This is a genomic window from Bradyrhizobium sp. 6(2017) (genome assembly GCF_011058295.2).
In the GTDB taxonomy this organism is placed as follows: Bacteria; Pseudomonadota; Alphaproteobacteria; order Rhizobiales; family Xanthobacteraceae; genus Bradyrhizobium; species Bradyrhizobium septentrionale.
The window spans coordinates 3,605,876-3,626,977 of record NZ_CP049289.2 but is presented as its reverse complement, the minus strand read 5'-3'; the positions used below and the strand labels follow the sequence as shown (position 1 = coordinate 3,626,977).

Annotated in this window: 16 protein-coding genes; 3 read left to right on the top strand and 13 right to left on the bottom strand. The window is 65.0% G+C overall.

Annotated elements, in window-relative coordinates; all coding sequences use genetic code 11:
• Positions 1 to 31: 31 nt before the first annotated feature.
• The 5 genes from G6P99_RS16895 to G6P99_RS16875 all read right to left on the bottom strand — a co-directional run bounded on the left by G6P99_RS16895 (position 32) and on the right by G6P99_RS16875 (position 8,662).
• Positions 32 to 1,303, bottom strand: a complete 1,272-nt coding sequence (locus G6P99_RS16895) for a calcium-binding protein (RefSeq protein WP_029082384.1) — start codon at positions 1,301 to 1,303, stop codon at positions 32 to 34.
• A gap of 672 nt (positions 1,304 to 1,975) precedes the next feature.
• Entirely contained in the window at positions 1,976 to 3,130 is a 1,155-nt protein-coding gene (locus tag G6P99_RS16890; protein WP_029082385.1) for a glycosyltransferase, read from the bottom strand.
• 2 nt (positions 3,131 to 3,132) lie between these two features.
• A complete protein-coding gene (locus tag G6P99_RS16885; protein ID WP_029082386.1) occupies positions 3,133 to 5,118 on the bottom strand; it encodes a heparinase II/III family protein in 1,986 nt (661 codons plus the stop codon).
• The gene (locus G6P99_RS16880) at positions 5,115 to 7,301 is read right to left on the bottom strand and encodes a bi-domain-containing oxidoreductase (protein ID WP_029082387.1); all 2,187 of its coding nucleotides are present in this window, start codon (positions 7,299 to 7,301) and stop codon (positions 5,115 to 5,117) included. Before G6P99_RS16880 ends, G6P99_RS16885 begins: the two co-directional genes overlap by 4 nt.
• Positions 7,302 to 7,411: 110 nt before the next feature.
• The gene (locus G6P99_RS16875; RefSeq protein ID WP_246709553.1) at positions 7,412 to 8,662 is read right to left on the bottom strand and encodes a glycosyl hydrolase; all 1,251 of its coding nucleotides are present in this window, start codon (positions 8,660 to 8,662) and stop codon (positions 7,412 to 7,414) included.
• A gap of 117 nt (positions 8,663 to 8,779) precedes the next feature.
• Here G6P99_RS16875 and G6P99_RS16870 point away from each other — a divergent pair, with 117 nt between their 5' ends.
• The 3 genes from G6P99_RS16870 (at position 8,780) to G6P99_RS16860 (ending at position 12,190) form a co-directional block, all read left to right on the top strand.
• The gene (locus tag G6P99_RS16870; RefSeq protein WP_029082389.1) at positions 8,780 to 10,081 is read left to right on the top strand and encodes a glycosyltransferase family 4 protein; all 1,302 of its coding nucleotides are present in this window, start codon (positions 8,780 to 8,782) and stop codon (positions 10,079 to 10,081) included.
• 73 nt (positions 10,082 to 10,154) lie between these two features.
• Positions 10,155 to 11,465 carry a nucleotide sugar dehydrogenase gene (locus G6P99_RS16865; RefSeq protein ID WP_035977270.1) on the top strand — a complete coding sequence of 437 codons (1,311 nt, stop codon included), beginning with the start codon at positions 10,155 to 10,157 and terminating at the stop codon, positions 11,463 to 11,465.
• Positions 11,466 to 11,473: 8 nt separating this feature from the next.
• Positions 11,474 to 12,190, top strand: a complete 717-nt coding sequence (locus G6P99_RS16860; protein ID WP_029082390.1) for a class I SAM-dependent methyltransferase — start codon at positions 11,474 to 11,476, stop codon at positions 12,188 to 12,190.
• A gap of 21 nt (positions 12,191 to 12,211) precedes the next feature.
• Here G6P99_RS16860 and G6P99_RS16855 read toward each other — a convergent pair whose 3' ends face one another.
• The 8 genes from G6P99_RS16855 to G6P99_RS16820 are packed head-to-tail and all read right to left on the bottom strand — an operon-like array spanning position 12,212 to position 21,100.
• Positions 12,212 to 12,883, bottom strand: coding sequence for a class I SAM-dependent methyltransferase (locus G6P99_RS16855; protein ID WP_029082391.1), 672 nt, complete (start codon positions 12,881 to 12,883; stop codon positions 12,212 to 12,214).
• Positions 12,884 to 12,898: 15 nt separating this feature from the next.
• A complete protein-coding gene (locus G6P99_RS16850; protein WP_029082392.1) occupies positions 12,899 to 13,525 on the bottom strand; it encodes a class I SAM-dependent methyltransferase in 627 nt (208 codons plus the stop codon).
• Complete coding sequence (locus tag G6P99_RS16845) at positions 13,522 to 14,841, bottom strand: polysaccharide transporter (RefSeq protein WP_029082393.1); 1,320 nt, start codon at positions 14,839 to 14,841, stop codon at positions 13,522 to 13,524. The genes G6P99_RS16850 and G6P99_RS16845 overlap by 4 nt, the downstream gene beginning before the upstream one ends.
• Positions 14,838 to 16,130, bottom strand: a complete 1,293-nt coding sequence (locus G6P99_RS16840; protein ID WP_029082394.1) for an O-antigen ligase family protein — start codon at positions 16,128 to 16,130, stop codon at positions 14,838 to 14,840. Before G6P99_RS16840 ends, G6P99_RS16845 begins: the two co-directional genes overlap by 4 nt.
• Positions 16,127 to 17,242 carry a glycosyltransferase family 4 protein gene (locus G6P99_RS16835; protein WP_165128763.1) on the bottom strand — a complete coding sequence of 372 codons (1,116 nt, stop codon included), beginning with the start codon at positions 17,240 to 17,242 and terminating at the stop codon, positions 16,127 to 16,129. Before G6P99_RS16835 ends, G6P99_RS16840 begins: the two co-directional genes overlap by 4 nt.
• Before the next feature lie 3 nt (positions 17,243 to 17,245).
• Positions 17,246 to 18,004, bottom strand: a complete 759-nt coding sequence (locus G6P99_RS16830; RefSeq protein ID WP_165128761.1) for a class I SAM-dependent methyltransferase — start codon at positions 18,002 to 18,004, stop codon at positions 17,246 to 17,248.
• Positions 18,001 to 18,843 (bottom strand): hypothetical protein, encoded by an 843-nt coding sequence (locus G6P99_RS16825; RefSeq protein ID WP_051346463.1) that lies wholly within the window; start codon positions 18,841 to 18,843, stop codon positions 18,001 to 18,003. Before G6P99_RS16825 ends, G6P99_RS16830 begins: the two co-directional genes overlap by 4 nt.
• Complete coding sequence (locus G6P99_RS16820) at positions 18,827 to 21,100, bottom strand: polysaccharide biosynthesis tyrosine autokinase (protein WP_029082398.1); 2,274 nt, start codon at positions 21,098 to 21,100, stop codon at positions 18,827 to 18,829. Before G6P99_RS16820 ends, G6P99_RS16825 begins: the two co-directional genes overlap by 17 nt.
• Positions 21,101 to 21,102: the final 2 nt, after the last annotated feature.

The window sequence follows — 21,102 nt, the reverse complement described above, 5'->3', positions numbered from 1 at the left end:
GTGAAGACCTAGTTTGTGAAGACCTGAGATCTTACAGCTTGGTCGAGTGACCATCGTTGAAGATCAGGTATTCGATGCTGCTGATCTGGGTCACCTGACCATTGCTGAAGGTGATGTCCAGAGAACCGTTCGATCCGGCGCTGATGTCGGTCACGTCGGTCGAGGCATGATCGAGGAAGGTCAGGGAGTCCTTGTTGCTGGCACCGCCGTCGATGGTGTCGCTGCTGGTGGCGTTGGACAGATAGAAGTAGTCCTGACCATTGCCGCCGACCATCGAGGCCGTACCGGTGGCGGAGCCGACGAACGAGTCGCTGCCGTTGCCGCCGATGAGCGTCTGCGTGCCCGAACCAGCGACCAGCGTGTCGCTGCCATTGCCGCCATACAGCGTGTCGTTGCCGGCACCGCCGTAGAGCGAGTCGTTGCCGTTGCCGCCGTAGACCGCCGTCGCGTGCGATGCATCGCTACCGGAGTAGAGGATGTCGTTACCGTTGCCACCGTACTCCGCGACAGTCCCGGTGCCGCCAACGAACAGATCCTTGCCGTCGCCGCCATACAGCGTATCGGCGCCGGCGCCACCGTAGAGCGAGTCGGCACCGTCACCACCCCTCAGGACCGAGCCGTGCGACGCATCCGAGTTCGAGTAGAGCGCGTCGTTGCCGGCGCCGCCGGAGAGCAGATTGTTGCCCGTGCCGCCGACCAGCACGTCGTTGCCGCGACCTCCGACCAGATCGGACGAGGTCCCGCCGTAGAGCGTGTCGTTGCCGGCGCCGCCGAGCAGCGTGTCGGAACCAGAGCCGAACAGCAGATCGTTGCCGGTGCCGCCGTCCAGCGTGCTGTGACCGGAGGCATTGTCGACGAGCACGTCATTGCCGGCGCCACCGCTGATTGAATCGTGCCCCGACCCGCCGAAGACGGTGTCATTGCCGGCGCCGGTGAGAACCGTCGTATCGCCGGTGTTGTTGATGAAGACCTGATCGTTGCCGTCGCCGGTTGCGACCAGCACCGGGGTGCTGCCGTTGACCGTCAGCGTCACGTCGCTGCTGGTGGCTTCGATGATCGCCTTCAGGTTGGCGTCAGTGTTAACAACGTTATTGGCGTTGGTCTCGATGAGAACATTGGCAGCCGGATCCGGGTTGGAGATTCCGGCGCCGACCTGGACCGGGATCTCCGTTCCGTCATCGGGGCTGGTGTAGCCGACCCCTGCATTGATCAAATAGTCAATGATCTGTTGCTGGGTCGCGTGATCGATCGTCGAGTTGATCGCGTGTTTGAGGTCGGTTTGGTCGAGATTGTAAGTCGCCATCGAGGTAGCCCCTGCTTGGGATACGAGGATTCAAGCCGCTCGCCCACACGTAAGCTGTTGAATCACAACTCGTTTGTTGCGACGCAGCTCAAATGTGGACACACGTTACGAACTTGTTAAGTCCATTGTTAAGTCCGCGGTATGCGAGAGTCAATCAGCAATGTGCTATTAACGTCTGGTTCCGTGAGGTTTTTGCGAGACTTAACGCAATTTCAGGCGCGCGCTAACATTCAGTGCAGGCAAGCCGCCAATGTTAGCCGCGGCGCAAAAAAGGGTAGCGATTATACGGGGTTTCACGGGGGCTCGGGTTGGCGCGAGCGCACCGAATTTCGCAGATGTTGTGCGCGCTTCGACGCGATTTTCTGTTCTGAAAAAATATTTCTGCACCGCGTGAGAGCTTTTCCAAAAAAGCGTCAAACTTCACAACCGGCGGGTCGTCAGCCGAGTGTTATGACGCTGCCAGGTTGCAATTTGTGAGCTTCAATCGGGCGAAATTCGTGGAATCAACCGCAGAATCAGGGCCGCTCGACCACCAGGCCAAACCCGGCGTGTCGTCCGCCCGACGCCGCAATATAACAAATTAACACCAGATTTGCCGCAATGTGTTAGCGACTCCGGCGTGGAAACGGCGCGACGATGCCCGATTACCCGCGGAGTGCCGATTTGCGGCGATCATCCGCCGACGGTACGCGCGTATATCGCCTCGAGCAGCCGGCGGTTCTCGTCCGGCGCATAGAGCTCGAGATAGGCGGCCCGTGCGGCCCGTCCCCATGCAGCCGCCAGATCGGGGGCGCCGACAACGTCAGCGATCCGCTGCCGGAGCGCGGCCGCGTCGCCCGGCGGAATCAGTGCGCCCGTTCCGCCATCGCTCACCACCTCGGCAAGCCCGCCGATCTCGGACGCAATCACCGGCGTCCCGCGCGCGAAGGCCTCGACCACGACCATGGGAAATCCCTCGTACCACAGCGACGGCACCACCAGCGCCTGCGCCTTGGCCATTTCTGCAAACACCTCCTCGCGCGAGATGGCGCCAAGGAACGTGACGTTGCCGCTCGCCCGGGCCTTCAGCGCAGCCGCCTCCGGCCCCTCCCCCGCAATCCGCAACGGCACGGCTGTGCCCGCAACGGCCTCGAGCAGCACATCGATGCCCTTCTCGCGGCTCAGCCGTCCGACATAGAGCAGCCCGGTGCGCGGCGCCGCTGGATCAGGTGCCCCCGGGTCGGCCATGAAGTTCGGCTTCACATCGATCCGGCCGGCGTCGAAGCCGGCCTGCGTGAACAGATTTCGGGCAAACTGCGTCAACGTGATCAGGCGCAGGCCGGGACGCGTCCAGGTGCCGCGGCGCTGGTGCCGCGCGATCATGTAGGCGGAGGCCAGCGAGCCCGGCAGCGATCCGCGGTAGCAGCGATGCACGACACCCCACAAATGCCCACCGTCCAGGCACTTGTGGCAGATGCGGCCGTCGCGCAGCAGCATGCCGCCGGTGCAGATGGTGCGATAATTGTGCAGCGTCGCCACGGCCGGCACGCGCTTTTGCCGGCACAGATCGAACACCGCCGGCGAGAGCAGCGGGAAGAAATTGTGGACGTGGACGATGTCGGGGCGGAAGCGATCGATCGCCTCCGCCACGCGCTGCTTTCCCTGCGCATTGTCGGCGATCGACAGCGTCGTCGCGATACGCGCGGCCAGCGAATTGATCGCCTCGTTGCTCACCGTGAGCGTTTCGACGCTGTGGCCTGCGTTGCGCAGCAGGTCGACTTCCGCTTCGAAGACGACGTCCTCGCCGCCGCGTCCCTGATACCTGTTGTGCGCGACGAGAATCTTCATGATCAGCGTGCCGGGTCTGAGAACCAGCGCAACTCCGTCACCAGACTTTGTCCGGCGGCGAGCGTACCGGAGCCGATCAAGGTCGTCGCCGGCACCTTGAGATCGAACGACGGTGAATACCAGCCGGCAGGCAGGGTCTCGTCACCGCGATACGCCATCCAGCTGAGTTCTGCCGGCAGATCGAGCTCGCCGCGCCCGCCGGGCCACGACAGCAGTGCCGTGCGCCCTTCGAGCGTGCATTCCACCTCGGGACCGAGATGCCAGCTGAGGCTCGCCGGAGCGGTAAGCCCTTCATCGCCAAGCACAATATCGGTGACGAGGAGCCGCGCCGCCTGACGCTGCAATTGCACCGAACGGCGATGCAGGAGGCCTGCGCCGCCCTGATATCCCGCGTGCTCGGCGACCCAGTCTGCGTCCGCATCACGCTCGTCAAGGCCGCTGGATGCGACGAGCCGGCTCTGCGCATGCCGTGTCCAGAGGAAAGGCCCGCCCGACACCGACTGATCGCGCGCGAACAGGCAGAGCGTGTTGTGGGCCAGCGTGGAGCGGAAGTAGGCCCGCCATCGCGAATCGCCGTGATAGCAATAGGTGCCGGGGTCGGCGAAGATCTCGACGCCGGCGATCCGGCATTCGATCGACAGCGCATCCGCATGGGCATGCGCCGCAATCCGGCCGAAGCCATGCGGGCCATGGTCGCAGCGGCACCACACTGCTCGCTCAGCGTCGACGAGAAAAGTCTGCCCCGCCCGGTCAAGCAAATGCGGGCGGCGGGCGGGCCGCACGGCGACCGCACGCGGCTTGATGCCGTCGGTCAGAACAAACGTGCGCAGATCAGGCTCCGGCAAGCTGGGCCACCAGGGCAGACCGCCGAACAGGCGCGCACCGGTGCTGAGCAGGCCAAGCCAGCGATTGCCGCCGTGATCGTCGAGCAAGAGGCCAATGCCGTCATCGCCATCGCCCTGACGCGGCGGACGAGCGCGATCGTCGAGCATCGCGGCAATGACATCGCTCATGCGGCACATCGTGGTCCAGACCGCATCGTCAAGCGGGTGCCCGGACGCTTCGCCCTGTACCGCCGCCGCCAGCAGGAGTTCGAGGACAAAGCCGTGATAATCGGTCGCGAGCTCGCCGTTGCTGCCGCAGGCGAGGGTTTGCGCGATGGCTTCGTGTGCCAGCGTGCTGGCTGCATCCTGGCGCCATCGCGCGCTGTCGCGGAAGAAGGGAAACGCACAGGCCGCGACGAACTGCCCGGCAGCCTCCGCGATGACGTGGTTGTTGGCAGACGAGCCGCGGCTCGGAAATCGCGACAGCCAGTATTGATGCGCATGGAGCTGCGTCACGAACAGCTCATTGTCCTCGAACAATGCGGGCGCGCCAGGCCAGTTCTGCAGCAGTTGGCGCACCCAGGTCCATGAGATCAGTCGCACGCCAAGCTCGATGCCGCTGATCCAGTGCGGGCCGCACGGGAATGGATTTTCGCGCCACCAGCTGGTGAGATGCTCGGCCACGCGCCGGGCGTAAATTTCGTCCGAGGTCAGGTAATAGGCCGATGCAAGCACCGTGAGATGGTGGTGACGCGACGGCTCCCAGATGTATTTGATGTTTCCGACCGCCGCTTCGTCGCGATAGGGAACCGCAAACGCGTATATGTCACCCGGCGCACGCTTGCCGCTGCGGACATCGACGAACCAGTCGGGCTGTTCGCCCAGCGCCTCATGATCTCTGGCGAAAACCCGCCAGCGTCCGGCGAGAATCTGATCGGCGCTATGGATCAGCCGCTCGGCAGCTTGCTGCGGGGCATTGGCGGACAAGGGCAGCGGCTTCAGGCGCGGCTGCCGTGCGCCCGCCATCAGCCTGGCGCCGGCGCGCCGCGCGATGTCGGGCGGAGCGATCCGCCAGAGCAGGCGCAGCGCCTGATCGTTCACCCGTCCGGCAAGCTCGGACGGCTCCATGCGCTGCAGTCTGCGCAGATACCAGGCCGGATTCATCTCGCGCCGGTCGCAGCGCGCACAGCGCCATGCCCCGCTGCGCCAATCGTCAGATCGACCGGCGTCCCGGAGGCCGCGCTTTCCTGCACGGCAAGCGTTGCGCGGGTGGTCGCAAGCAGCGAGTCGAGCGCAATCGGCATCGCGGCCCCCGATGCGACCGCCGCAATGAAGGCATCCAGCATCGGCCGCTGGCCCTTGTCGAGCCGCGCTTTCTGCGCCGTCCGCTGTCCGGCGTGCCAGATCTCGAAGCGCGAGAAATTGTCAAAGGCGGCAAAGCCCGTGCTTGCCGATACTTCAAGCGCCTCCTTCGGCACGCGCGGATCGCCGCCGGTGAGATAGCTGAGGCTCGCGACCGAGCCATCGGCAAAGTCGAAGGTCGCGACCAGATTGTCGACGTCCTTGCCGGCGGTACTGGCGGAGACACGCACGGGCTCGCCGCCGAGCCACCAGGACAACACGTCGATGAAATGCCCGCCCTCGCCGACGAAGCGGCTGCCTTCGGTCTCCGCCTGCAGATACCAGGATGATTTCTCCAGCGGGCCGGCGATGACCCGATATTGCAGGGTCTGCGGCCCGGCCGGCGCGAACGCCCTGCGCATGCCTTGCAGCAGCGGCGAGAAGCGGCGATTGAAGCCAACCATCAGCCTGTTGTTGCCGGTCTCGCGGATGGTCTGTTCCAGCTGATCGAGCGCATTAGTGTCGATCGCCAGGGGCTTTTCGACGAACACCGCCTTGCCGGCGCGCAGCGCGCGTGCCGCAAGGTCGGCGTGGGAGGCATGGCGTGTCGCGATCAGCACGGCATCGATATCGTCGGCCTCGAGCACCGAGGCCGCTTCTGTCGAGGCGCGCGCGAAGCCGAACTTGCGCACGGCGGTGGCGCCGCTCAGGCCGGTATTGGTGGCGACCTCGACGAGATCGACGCGCTGGTTATTCGCAAGCTGCGGCAACAGCATGCTGGAGGCATAATTGCCGGCGCCGATGACGCCGAGCCGCACCCGGCCGCTGCGCAGGGCCGCGACCGGGCGATAAATCATCTGCAGCGCGCGGGGAGCGGCATCCGGATAGGCGAACACCATGCCGAGACCGACCTCGCCGCGGCTCATGCGCTCGAAGGCCGACGTCGCCTGCTCAAGCGGCACCACTTCTGAGATCAGCGACGAAAAATCGAGCCGTCCGTCGGCAAGCAGCGCGACGATCGCCTCCATGTTGCGCTTCTCGGTCCAGCGCACATGACCGATCGGATAATCGATGCCGCCCTCCTCGTAGAGCGGATCGTAGCGGCCGGGGCCGTAGGAGCGCGAGAAGCGAACGTCGAGCTCCTTGTCGTAGAATTCGTTCCACGGCAGGTTCAGCGTGCATTTGCCGATGTCGACGATGCGGCCGCGGTCGCGCAGCAATGCTGCCGAACGCGATGCGAGATCGGGATCGTCGCTGCCCGCCGTGATGAACACGCAATCGACGCCGTTGCCCGCGGTCAACTGGTCGACGCGGGCGCGAAACTCAGCCGTGGCATCGTCCGACGCGACCGCACAGACCGCGGCGCCCGCGGCCTCCGCCTGGCGGCAGCGTGCCTCCAGCCTGTCGAGGCCAACAACCACGACGCCGGCGCTGCGCAGCAGGCGCACCATGATCTGCCCGATCAGGCCGAGGCCAATCACGCAGGCGGTCTCACCGAAACGGATCTCCGACTGACGCATCGCCTGCAGCGCGATCGAGGCGATCGTGGTCAAGGCGGCCTGATCGAGGGCTGCACTGTCCGGCACCGGGACGCAGAGATTCACCGGCACCCAATTATATTCGGCATGGGTCGCATATTGATTGCCGCCGCAGCAGACGCGCTGCCCGACCGAGAAGCCGCCGACGCCCTCACCCACTTCCACGACGGTGCCGGACAGCGAGTAACCGAGCGGCGTGTAGGAATCCAGGCGGTTCATCACCTTCTGATAGGTCGCAAGCAATCCCTGCTGGCGGACCGAACGCACCACCTTGGCGACCTGGTCGGGTCGCGCGCGCGCCTTGCCGAGCAGCGACAGGCGCCCTTCCGTAAACTTCATCATCTCGGTGCCGGTCGACACTGCCGAGAACGCCGTGCGCACCAAAACCCCGCCGGGGCGGCAGCGTGGCGACGGCACATCGATCAGCTTGAGCTCGCCGCTCTTATAGTTCTGCGCGATCTGCTTCACAGTCGGTCAATCGCCTCACGTTAACAGCGCTCCTTGTATCGCGCCTGCCGCCCGCAATGAAGCCAGGAACATCATCATAGTTATCCTGTTGTTCGTGAATTAACATCGTATCATTCGAGCAACAGGATCGGTTTTGGCGAGATCTCGACCTCGCCGTTGGCGACAGGTCCCTCGCCGCCATCCAGGCCCTGATAGCGGCTAAAGCGCGGGTCGACCCGGTAAACTGACCGCCCCTTGGTGGTCCACAGGATCAAGCCGTCGCGGCCATCCTGCATATGAAGCGCGACGCGCCAGGTCGACGGCGAGGTCCGGACGGCGGTCACGATGCGTGCGCCGACCAGCCATGACTGGACCGTGCGGTAGGCTACGCCACCCGGAAGCAGCCCACGCGCCGGGTCCCATAATTTTCCAAAATCGCTGCCCCCGCCTGCAAATTCATACCAATAGAAGCGGTCGACACCATTGATCCATTTCAGGATATACGCCCGCGCCAGACAGCCATCCGGATTGTCCTCGTAGGAGGACCAGCCGGCCTCGGTGTCCCAGATCGGCCTTGCGGACAGATCGTGCGCGGCCAGGATCCGCCTGAAGCGCGCAATGATCCCAATCACGGCTTCCGGTTCGCTCGTGTAGCCGTGGAAGGCGAAGATATCGGCATATTGTCCGCCGCCCTGCGCCATGAAGGCCTGTTGCCAGCGATAGCCGTCCGGCGTGCCGTTGGACGGCGGCGTCAGCACCATCAGGCGGGGATCGCTAGCCTTGATGATCTGATAGGCCCGCTTCTGCATCTGGACCATGGTAGCGATATCACCCGAGTAATATTTGGGATCCTCGGGCTCGTTCCAGATTTCCCAATATTTGATGCGCCCGGCAGCGCGCGCCACCGCTGCGCGCACCCAGTCATCCCATGACGCGAGATCACCGGGCGGCGAGCTTGCGCCCGGCGTGAACGCCGGCGGCGCATCCTTCACCGACGCCGCCCATCGCGGCGTGTAGGCGAGATTGAGCACGATATCGACATGCTCGCGCTCGGCCGCCGTGAGGATGGCGTCGAAGCGCGCCCAGTTAAAGATGCCGGGCGCCGGATTGACCTGCGCCCAATAGATCGCGCCCCACAGCCGAACGCCGTCGAATTTGAGCTCGGGCCAAGGATGCGACTGCGGCTGCGGCTGCCCGATCGCGTTGATCGTCATGCCGAACAGCGTCGACGGGATCACCGCATTCAAACGGCTCGCATTCAGCGCATCGCTTGCCGACGCACCACCCCACTGCAGCGGCCATTTGTGGGCCAGCGGCACCACTGCGCTCAAAATCAGGGCAATCAATGCCCTGTGGCCCCAATCCCTCGCTTTGCCTGCCATGTCCGCGTCTCGTCGCCGTCACATCGGTGCCGGGATTGCATAGTGCAAGCCGCGCATGTTAATGCCGATGTTAGTCAGATTGTGATGTTGTTAGGTCAATGGTATAGATCATCGCAGATGTCGAGAGCTGAACCATCACCGCGGCGGATCCTGATCATCGTCGAGAACCTTCCGGTTCCTTTCGATCGCAGGGTGTGGTGCGAAGCAACGTCGCTGCGCAAGGCGGGCTACGAGGTCTCGGTGATCTGCCCGAAGGGCCGCGGCCATGACGCGTCTTACGAATGCCTCGAGGGCATTCACATCTACCGCCATCCGATGCCGGTGGAAGCGCGCGGGATCGCCGCCTACCTCATCGAATATCCGGTCGCGCTGTTCTGGGAGACGTGGCTTTCGATCAGGGTGGCGTGGAAGCACGGCTTCGACGTGATCCAGGGCTGCAATCCACCCGATCTGATCTTCCTGATCGGCCTCCTGTTCAAGCTCGGCGGCAAGCGCTTCGTGTTCGATCATCACGACGTCAATCCCGAGCTCTACGAGGCGAAGTTCGGCCGCCGGGACATGTTCTGGCATTTGCTGCGGCTGGTCGAATATTTCACCTTCAAGACCGCGAGCATCTCGATCGCGACCAACGAGTCCTATCGCGAGATCGCGATCACGCGCGGCCGCATGCCGGCCAACCGGGTCTTCGTGGTGCGCTCCGGCCCCAATCTCGACCGGGTGCGCTCCCGCCCTGCCGATCCGGCCTGGCGCCGTGGCCGGCGCTACAGCGTCGGCTATGTCGGCGTGATCGGCCAGTCGGAAGGCATCGATCTGCTGCTGCAGTCGATCGGCCACATTGTGCACAATCTCGGACGCACCGACATCCAGTTCAACGTCGCCGGCACCGGGCCGGAATGGAACGCGGTCGTCCAGCTCTGCGAGGAGATGCGGCTCTCCGACTACGTCAATTTCACCGGCGCTGTCGCGGATGAGCCGCTGTTCACGATGCTCTCGACCGCGGACGTCTGCGTCAATCCGGACCGCGTCACACCGATGAACGACATCTCCACCATGAACAAGATCATGGAGTATATGGCGCTGGGACGGCCGATCGTTCAGTTCGACGTCCGCGAAGGCCGCCGCTCGGCGCTCGACGCCTCGCTCTATGCGGCGAAGAACGATCCGAAGGATTTTGCCAGCAAGATCATTGCCTTGATCGACGATCCGTCGCTGCGGCAGACGATGGGGGCATTCGGCCGCTGCCGCGTCGAGCGCGCGCTGTCCTGGACGCATGAGGAGCCGAAGCTGCTTGCAGCCTATGAGGCGCTGTTCGCCGCGAAAGCCCCCGCGCAAAGCCTTGCGCCACGCGCAAACGCGACCGCCGAGCGGTCAACCTCGCATTCCAGCGCCAACGCAGCGGCCGGGCGGGCATCGTCTTGAACGGCTTGCCGCTCCATTCACGTCAACCGCGACGCCGCCGCGGTCGCGCGCCAAGGTTATTGAAGGTCGAAGTATGAATGTGAGCATTTTCGGCCTCGGCTATGTCGGAACGGTCTGCGCCGCCTGCTTCACCGAGCTCGGCCACCAGATCATCGGCGTCGACAAGAGCGTCGACAAGGTCGACCTGATCCGCGAAGGAAGATCGCCCGTGATCGAACCGGGCATCTCGGACAAGGTGGCGCGCGCGGTTGCCACGGGTCAGCTGACCGCGACCACCGACGCCACCGAGGCGATCGTCAACAGCGACATATCGATGGTCTGCGTCGGCACGCCCTCGTCCGGCAACGGCAATCTCGACCTGACCGCGATCCGACAGGTCGCGATCGAGATCGGCCGCGGACTGCGCGCGAAGAACGCACCGCATACAGTGACGATCCGCTCCACCGTACTGCCCGGCACCACCCGCGGCACCGTCGGACCGCTGATCGAGGAAGCCTCCGGCAACAGGATCGGCCGCGATTTCGACCTCGCCTTCAATCCGGAATTCCTGCGCGAAGGCAGCGCCATTGCGGATTTCAACGCACCCTCCAAGACCGTGGTCGGCGCCTTCAACCAGGAGACCGCCGACCGCGTGATGGCGCTCTACAAGGATCTGCCGGGCGCCAAGATCACGCCGCCGGTCGAGACCGCCGAACTGGTCAAATATGTCGACAACAGCTGGCACGCGCTGAAGGTCAGCTTCGCCAACGAGATCGGGACGATCGCAAAGACGCTCGGCATCGATGGCCGCGATGTCATGAACATCTTCCTGCAGGACACAAGGCTCAACATCTCGTCGGCTTATCTGCGGCCGGGTTTTGCCTTCGGCGGCTCCTGCCTCCCGAAGGACGTCAAGGCGTTGAAACATCTGGCGCACAGCCGCGGGCTGTCGACGCCGGTGCTCGAGAGCATCCTGCCCAGCAACGACATGATCATGTCGCGCGGCGCCGACTGGATCCTGTCGCATGACGGCCGCCGCATTGCGTTCCTCGGCATCAGCTTCAAGGCCGGCACCGACGATGTCCGCGACAGCCCGTTCGTGGAACTGGTGAAGAGCCTGCGCGGCGAGCAGCGCGACATCCGGATCTACGACCCCAACGTGCGGCTGTCGCAGCTGATCGGCGCCAACCGGGACTTCCTGATGCGCAACCCGGAGCTGGTCGGCCTGCTGCATGACGATGTCACCGCAACGATTGAATGGGCCGACATTGTCGTGCTGACGACGCCCGATCCGCGCTTCGTCGCAGCGCTGAAGGCAACGCGCCATGACCAAATCGTGCTCGAACTGTCCGATATCGGATTGCCCGATGAGGTGCGCGCCAGAGTGAGCGGCTTCCACTGGTAGGGAACAGCATGGCCACAACGGGCCAGATCGACCGACCTGAAATCCGCTTTCACGACGAGATTTCGTCGGGGTGGGAGGCGCTGCATCAGAGCCGCACCTTCAGGGCACGCACCGCCGCCATGTTCGATCTGCTCGGCAATGCGGACCTCGCCGGGCAGCATTGGCTGGATGCGGGTTGCGGCACCGGAACGCTGTCCCGGCTGCTCGCCGCGCGCGGCTGCGACGTCACCGGGGTCGACGCGTCGTCGGAGATGGTCGCGGCGGCACGCGGCCGCTCCGCCGATGATACGCCGGCCGGACCGCTCTCCTTCCAGCAGATCCCGACGATCGCAAGCCTGCCGTTTGCCGATCGATCCTTCGACGGCGTGCTCTGCGCGAGCGTGCTGGAATATGTCCCCGACGTGGCGCAGTGCCTCGCCCAGATCCATCGCGTGCTCAGGCCCGGCGGCCTGTTGCTGGTCTCGATCCCCAACCGCGGATCGCTGCTGCGCCAGAGCTACAAGCTCGCGCACGCGGCCTCCTCGCGCCTGTCGGCGCGGCCGCTGTTCCGCTACCTCGCCTTCTCCAAATTCGACGCCTCGCCGGCCGCCATGCAGGACCTGCTGCGGCAACATGGCCTCACCATGCTCCGCACGAGCTTTGCCGGCTCCCCGCTGCCGCCGGCGCTCGATCGCCGCCCCACACTGGGTACGCTGATCAATATCCTGGCCCGGCGCGACGATTGATGCGGCCGGCGGACACCCGCCTCATGTCTTGACCGCCATCAGCGACTTGGTCATGCCGAGATATCGTTCGCGATAGATTGTCGCGTCCGGAAACGTCTCCGTCATCTCGCGCCAGTCGAACAGGTGCCAGTCGGGCGCGGTCCGCTTGAACCAGAAGCGGTTGAACACCCCGATCAGCGCGATCTGCAGCCGCCTCGGCAACAGCACGATGATGCCGGGCAGCCAGGTATGGCTCTCGATCGGAAAGTAACGGTACGGCGTCTGCACGTAAAACGACTTTGCCACCCGCGAGATCTCGCCGGCAAAGCGGTTCTGGTGCTGACGCGCGATGCTCAGGAATGCCGCCCCATCCTCGATCGTCACGACCTCCTGCTTCGGCCCGGTGACGTGCTCGATCACCGACGAGCAGAAGCAGAAGTCGAACGCCTGATCGTCGAACGGCAGGCGTTCGGCTTCCTGCAGCAGCACGGTCTTGAAGCCAAAGCGCTCGCGCGCCGCCTTGAGGTCGTCGGCCGAGATGTCGCACACCGTGATGTCGCGATGGCGGGGCAGGATCGCCCGAATATGCCGGCCGGTCCCGCCGCCGAGATCGAGAATCTTGGCGTCGAGCGGCAGATTCACGGTGCGAACGAGGAACTCGCCGCGCCGCTTGCGCGCTGCACTGGAAAATCGGGCTTGAATTGCGCCCAGCAATGTCAGTCTCCTGCCTTACTTGATCGCCTCGAAGAAGATCGACTCGTCCGGCCGGTTGTCGAGCCGGTCGATGTCGGGACAGACGCCCTCCCGGTAGGCCCTTGTATGGGTCTCTGAACACCCCGCGGCGCGGAACAGCGTTGCGAGCGACGCGCGGGTATAACCCCAGTGATGCGCGAACGCGACCTCGGAGCGCCGCTCGATCTCGAACACGCCCTTGAGGAAGGCCTGCGGCGCGGCCGGATCGTAGAGCGCGACGATCCTTTCCATGTCGGGAACGACGATGCGGCACACCCCGCCCGGCGCCAGCACCCGCGCGATCTCGCGCGCCAGTCGCGCGACCTCATCGGGAAACAGATGCTCGAAGACGTGTGCGCTGAACACCGCCGAGAGACTGCCGTCCGCGAACGGCAGCGGTTTTGTCAGATCCATGTAGCGCAGCCCGGCAAATCTCCCCTGGCGGTGCTCGGCATAGCGGGCATCGCTGAGCAGGCCGGCAAGATGCAGCGCCCTCGCCGCAAACGGCACCCGCGCGATCCACAGATGCGTGGTGATGTCGGTGTTGATCCAGCCCTCGATGCCGCAATTGAAGGCACCGATATGCAACTTAGATAGCGCGCGGCCGGCTGTGTCGTCGGTCATGTCCGCTCCCGCGCCGAATTGGTCAGCACCACTGTGATCACCGACGCCGCGCTGGAGGCGACCATCGCCGCAACCGCGCCCGTCACCTGCCAGGCCTCCGCCGCAAACGGCAGGACGCAGCACAGCGCGGCGAGGCCCGCGATCCGGCTCAGCATGAACCGCTGCGGCTTGCCGGTCGCAAACAGCGGCAGCGCGAGGCCGAGCCACACCGCATCGAGCGCCATCGCCCCCGCCATCAGGCCGAGGCTGCCGGCACCGATTTCGTAACTCTGTCCATGGATGACAAGCGCGAGAATGCGCTGGCCAAGCAACACGATCACCGCACCGTAAGCGACTGCGATCGACCCGAGCAGCAGCGCATTTTCGCGTGCGGCAGCGGCGACGGCGCTGCGCCTGCCCGCGCGCAGCTCTGCCGCGATCTCCGGCAGGCGGACCGAGAACATCGTCGCACAGAACTGGCTCAGCGGCGCGAACACCAGCAGCAGGATGCGCAGCGACGCACTCGCCTCCAGCCCGATCAGCAGGCCGCACACCGGGATCAGCCCGATGCTGCCGATCCAGTAGGTGAGCGAGGTCGCGACGAACCAGCGGCCGTTACGGAACAGCCGCCGCAGCGAGCCACGGAAGATTCTGGCTTGCGGCCAGGCGAGCTCGCTGGTGTGGGCAAGCAGCCAGCTAGCTGCGAGCGCCGCCGAGATCGCGATGCACGCCATCGCCGCCGCAGCGCCGGCGAGCCTGAAGGCGATCATCAGCCCGGCCGAGACGACCAGCGCAACGCAGTAGGTCAGCGATGACGCCACCGCGCGCGGCAGCCGGCCGTCGAGATAGCAAATGCGGCGGAACATGCTTTGCAAACGCACCGCCGGGATCGCGAGCCCGGTCGCGATCACGAGCCCGCCGGCGCCCCCGCCGAACGCAACGATCACAAGGCCCGCCATCACCAGCAGCAGGCCGAGCGCAGCCGAGACCAGCAACGATGACAGATAGAGGCCGAGCCGCAGCTGTGGCCACAAAGATTTGGGAATCCGATGCGCAGCCGCCGGCAGTCCGTCGTCGAACAGGCCGCGCAAAAACACCGCCTCGATCAGGATCGAGAACGACCAGGCGACGCTGAAGCTGCCGAACGAACTGACATCGAGCACATTGGCGAGCACGATCGTCAGCACGAAGGCCGAGCCGCTGAGCAGCGCCTGATCGACCAGGCCGAGCGCGACATTGCCCCCGGCGCGCCGCAGCCGGCGGAGCGATCCGCGCACGGCATTGGTGACCCACATTTGGGCCGCCGCTCGGTCCAGCCGGTCGGTCAATGCACTCACGCCGCACTCGCACGCAGTCTCGTGAACGCCCGCCGCGGCGCCATCTGCAGCCTGGCCTCGGGGCCGAAATAGCACCAGAACACCAGCACGCAGCCGAAATAATTGTGCAGCAGCTGGCTGGAGTCGTTGGCTGACGCGATCACAACGAACAGCAGCATCGCGAACGGCGCCAGCCAGTACATCCCGCGCCGCTCGAATGTGAAGACGATGCTGTTCCACAACGCCCGTGCCAGCAGCAGCACGTAGAGCGCGCCGCCGAGCAGACCGAACTGGAGGAAGGCGTCGAGATAGGAATTCTCGAACGAGCCGAACTCCGTGTTCCATGGCGCCATGCTCGTCAGCTCGTTGGCGGGCGAGTTCGGCAGCTCGTTGAAGAATCCGGAAAACCCGTAGCCGAGCCAGGGATGCTGCCAGAAGAAGTGCGGCCATACCGACCAGAGGAACGAGCGTCCGGTCAGGTTTCCGCTGCGGCCGACCAACGCATACAGATAGTCGCTGGGCACGACGAGCACGACCAGCGCAAAGGACGCGAGCCCAAGCCAGTAGATCGACGCGGCCCCGCGGCGCCCGAGCACCACCAGCAACAGCCCGAAGGTGACAGCGACCGTCGTCAACATGCTGATCAGCGGCCCTGCGGAGCCGGCCGCGGCGAGCGCGACAAAATGGCATCCCATCAGCAGCAGCGACCAGCCGAATTGCCGCCGTGGTCCGGCCAGCATGCGCACGAAGCAGATCAGCACCATCAGCCCGAAGAAGGCGCCCGCGAGATTCTTGTGGCCGAACACGCCGGCATAGGCCTGGGTCCCGAGCACCGTCGGCCGATTCAGCGCATCGTAGTTCCATTCCGAGCCGATCACCGGAAACAGCAGGACGTGGACGATCAGCACCACGATCCCGATCCGGAACAGCGTGTCGACGAGGCGATCGACCGGGCAGCTGATCACGACCCACGCCGAGAACATCGTGGTCAGCAGATACATTGCGAACTTGACCGACGAGCCGGCGGGGTCGGCGCTCAAGGCGAGCGAGACGACGGCGAAGGCCACGAATGCCAGATAGAGATGCGAATGCAGCAGCAGCAGGCCGAAGCGCGTCCGGTCGACCGCGATATGCAGCATCAGAAGGACGTAGAGCAGCAGCCACGCGCCACGGAACAGACTGGATTCGCCGGCCCGTTCCGCAAACGAGATCCCCTCGACGAAATTGAACAGGAAATAGATGCAGCCGAGCACCATTACCAGATAGGCGTGCAGGAAGACGTCGGTTCGCGACCACCATCTGCCGATCATTGCACGGCTTCCTGTCGGGCTGGCGCGTCCACAAGATGATCGACCGCGGTCATGAAGCGCGAGGCCGCGTCCTGAAGCGCATCGCGTCGCACGCTCTGCCGGGCCTGCTGCGACATCGTCCGCCAGCGCGCGGGCTGTTCCAGCAAGGCGCGCGCCGCATCGACCCACGCCTGTTCATCGAGCGCGCGGACATGGCCATTGTCGTGGTCACGCACCAGCTCGCCGCCGGCCCCGACATGGGGCGATACCAGGCAGGGAACCCCGCACTGCAAGGCCTCGTTGCAGACCAGCCCCCACGGTTCCAGGAGCGAGGGCAGCAGCAGCAGCCGTGATTGCAGATAGACCTCCGAGATCGATGGCCACGGCACATAGCTATCGTGCCGGACCTCGATCCCGGCGGCGGCAAGCCGCGCCAGCATACGCTGTTCGGCGACGCCGGACCCGACCACGCGGACCTTCAAGGCGGGCAGGATGCGGCCGAGCGCGATCGCGACGTTCTCGAAGAAGATCGCGTTCTTGGCGTCGTCATTGATCCGGGCGCACCACAGCAGATGAAACGGACGTTCCAGGAAATCAGGCACAGTTTTCGGCGGATCCCATGCCGGCACCAGCGGCACTACGAACAGATCCGCGTCGTGGACGCCCTCGCCGCGGAAATAATCCCTGCCCTTGTCGCTGCAGCATACCACCGCGTCGCACTGGCGCAGCAGCCAGGGCCGCGCCAGACGATGATAGGCGGTATTGGGCATCGTCTCGCGCCAGCCGTCGATCGTCAGTGCAAGCGGCATGCCGTTGGCGCGTGCCCACGCGGCGCCGGCCAACATAGACGGATAGAGGCCGTTGACGAACAGCAGGTCGGGCGCGAGGTTCTTCAAGCCGCGCGCGATCCCGACATTGACATGGGTGTGACGCGACCGCGACAGCGGGATCGATATGCCGGGCACCGTCCGCGTCGTGTAGCGCGGCGAGAAGGAGCCGGCCCAGGAGCGGTCGGCCTCCTGCGCGGTGCAGGACAGCACGGCGAGATCCAGCCCACGACTGACCAGCTCGTTGTAGAGACGGTTGGTGTAGGGTGTGATCATGTTGTTGAAGACGACCACGCGCGGCGCCATGGCTCAGCGATCCTGCGGCAGCGGCGGCGCCTTGTCGCGCCGGCAGAGCGCCCCGCAATGATAGGTCGCAAGCCTCGTCGCGAACGCCGGGCTGGCCGACAACAGCGTCTTCCGCACGATGCTCTTCGCAAGCCCCTTGACCCGCGACGCATGAAACGCGTGCACCGGCAGGCTATGGTCATAGGTGCCGAAGCCCATGACCTTGAGCCCCGCGGTCTCCAGCACCAGGCGAAACGTGTCGGGTGTGTAGAAATTGATATGGCCGATGTCGAGCGTGGATTGCAGCGCCCGGCGGCTGGTGCGCGCGTGCAGTTCGCAGGGTACCTCGACATAGATGAAACCCCGCGCGACGCGGGCAAGCTCGTGCAGGAATGCGCGCGGCTCAGGCACATGCTCCAGGACATGGCTGGCATAGACCAGATCGAACGATCCGTCCGCAAACGGGATCGTCACACCGTCATAGCTCAACCAGTGGAACGGGACCGCCGCCGCGCCGTCGGTCTCCAGATTGGTCGCGGGATCGATGACGTCGATGCCGGTGAAGTCGCGGCCGATACCGACCGCCGACAGCCGCGCCAGCACGGCGCCGGTGCCACAGCCGACCTCGAGGACGTTGCCGATCGCGACGGCGGAGCCGCCCAGCAGGCCCGCGATATGATCGGCCTTGTCGACCGCACAGACCCGCCGCCAGTCGCGCTCGCGTGCCGAATAGACACCCTCATAATGCGCGTTGTGCTGTCCGACGCTGAATTCCATCGTCATGGTCTAGCCACAGCTCCTGATGGCATTCGGGCGAGCTCGTCACGTCCGAAATCCGGTTCACGCTCCAGGTTGCGCCGTTCCGCCGGCGAGCGGCGATCGAGATCGTATCCGATGTCGGCCATGGTGCGGGTCAGGATGTCGACGTTCCGTTTGGGGACAGTTGCGAGGCCGGCCAGCAGCTTCTCCCGATGCGCCCATCCTGGTCCCTTCAGGAGATCGATCGCCTCGGTGTACAGCTCCGTCTTCACCAGACGCGCGAACTCGGCAACCACCGTATCAGACAGGTCGGGCGGCAGGGCATCGAACATGGCGAGCGCCATGGCGCTGCGCTTGACCACGATCCAGCCCTCATTGGGGCCGAGCCGGTATGACATCCGCAGCAGGTCGAAATTCGCGTCGGTCAGGCCCTGCCTGATATTGCGGAGCCAGAACAGCACGAGCCAGAGGTAAGGATCGGCCGGCGCACAGCCGAGCGACTTGTGAATGGCCGCGTCGAGCTCGCCCATCCGAGCGTCCACCCGATCGCCCGATGCGAGCGCGTTCTCGGCAAGCCGCAGCCGGATCACCGCCGTGCTGCGATCGATGGCCGGCATACAATCCGATCGTGCTGCGGCACGCGCGAGGGCCGGACCCAGCGCATCGAGCTCGGCATCGCTGATCGGTACGTTGCGCAGGATCACGTCCCTGGCGCCATCCAGCCGGGTCTGGTCGACAAAGTCAGGCAAGGTGGTCGCGCCCCAGGCGACGGACGAGCACGCGGCCGCGGCCAGCAAGCCGCGCGCGAGCCAGACGCCTGCACGCCCGATCGCCTCACCACGCGGCTCACTCGGTGTAGCCATATCGTCCATAGTGCGAGTTGTAATAGTAGTTCTTGCCGCCATAACCGCTGTAGCGGCTCATCGCGGCGATATCGGCCTTGTTCAGCACGACGCCGAGCAGGTTCTCGTTGACGGCACGGGCGCTGCGCAGCGCCCGTTCGACCACCTGCACTTGGGTCTTGCCCCACTCCACGATGAAGACGAAGGAATCGACGAAGTGCGCGGTGATGCGGACGTCGACCACCGGCGTCAACGGCGGGAAATCAACGATCACGTAGTCATACTGGCTGCGGGCCGCGTCGATGAAGTCCTTCATCTGGTCGGACGCCAGCACCTCGTGCGAATGCGCGATGCGCGATCGTGTGGCGCCCGGCAGGAAGGCAAGCCCGGTCTCGGGATCGCGCCATATCGTGTCCTGCAATGTCGCATTGTTCGACAGCACGTCGAGGATGCCGCGCTCGGCATTCGCGGCGACCTTGCGGCTGAGCGAGGGATTGCGCAGGTCGCAATCGATCAGCAGCACGCGCGCACCGCTCTGCGCCACCAGCTGCGCGAACACGAAGGCCAGCGTCGACTTGCCCTCGTTGGGCAGCGCCGAGGTCAGGCCAAGGATCTTTGACGGCTTGGTGACGTTGAGGTCGGCATTGACCTTGATCGAGCGGATGGCTTCCGAGAACCGCGAGAATGGCGAATCGATCGCCGCCCACAGCACCGGTTCGTCGCCGCGCCGGATCGTCCGCGGACCGGTCGGCAGATTGGGACGGACGGCGACCGCGGCCTTGATCTGGCCTGCCGGCACGCGGGGAACGATGGCGACGCAATCCGTGTCGAGGATCGTCTCGACCATCTCGGCGGTGCGGAACACCCGGTCGTAGAGGTCGCGCAACACGCCGAGCCCGAGCCCGGCAATCAGGCCGCCGAGCATCGAGAGCGCCAGCACGACGAAGGTCTGCGGGTGGCTCTTGCCGAGCGGACGCGAGGCACGGGTGATCACCCGCGCCTCGCTGACCGGGAACGACTGCTGCTGCACATTCTCCATGTAGCGCTGCAGGAAATTGTCGTACAGCGAGCGATAAGTCTGCGCGGAGCTCTCGAGCTCGCGCAGCGTCACTTGCGCCTGGTTGGTGGACTGCGACTGCGACACCGAATCGTTCACGGCGCGCTCGATCTCGCTCTGGCGCTGCAGGGCGATCGCATAGTCGCTCTTGTAGCTTTCGGCGAGCCGCTTCAGCTCATCCATGATCGACGACTGGATCTCGCGCATCTGGTTGCGCAGATTGACAGCAGCCAGATGATTGTAGCCATAGCGCGACGACCAGTCGGCCTCGCGGTTGGCAAGCTCGAGATATTGCGAGCGCAGCTTGGTGATGACCTGGTTGTTCAGGGTATCGGCGACCGTCGCATCGGGGACGCCGCTCTTCACCACCGCCTCGATGCGGTCGAGCTTGGCCTTGGCGTCGGTGACCTGCGACTTCACGTGAAGCAGCTGCGTGTTGAGCTCGCCGAGCTGCTGCTCGTTCATCAACTTGCCGCTGGAGGTGACGATGTTGTTGGTCTTCTTGTAGTCGAGCACCGCACGCTCGGCACTGGATGCCTGCGAGCGCAGCTCCTGGATGCGGTCCTGCAGCCAGACGCTGGCGCGGCGCGTCGCCTGGAACTTGGAATCGAGCTGGTCGACGATGTAGGCGTCGGCGACGGCATTGGCGATCTGCGCGGCGCGCTCGGGATCGAGCGAGCGGAAGCTGACCTCGATCACATAGGTCAGGCCGCGGCGGCGGACCTCGAGCTGTTTCTGGAAGGTACGGACCGCGCGCCGGGTCCGGTCGAACTCGTTGGGCGGCCCGCTGCCCGTGAACAGGCCGGACACGAAATCCAGCACCGCTCCCGCCGCGCCCGCCCTGGAGCCGACGAATTCCGGATCGTCGGTGAGCTTGAGGTCCCGGATCACCGCGAGCGCCACGTTCTCCGACTTCAGGATTTCGACCTGGCTCTCGACCGCGGAGGAATCGACCGGGACGTCACTGACCGGCGATTGCTGCTGGAAGACCTGGAATTTGCGCGTGTCGATGATCATCGTGGCAAGCGCGGTATAGCTCGGCGCCGCCGTTGCCAGGTAGCAGATGCCGCCGAACAGGCAGAGCGCGGCGGTCCCGAGGATGACCCAATACTGCCGGAGCAGATAGGTGACGAACGCGTCGAACGTTTCCGCCAGCGACGGCAGCTCGGCCGGACGATTTCTCAGATCGACGGACGGCGAAATCTGGTTGCGCTGAAGCATCT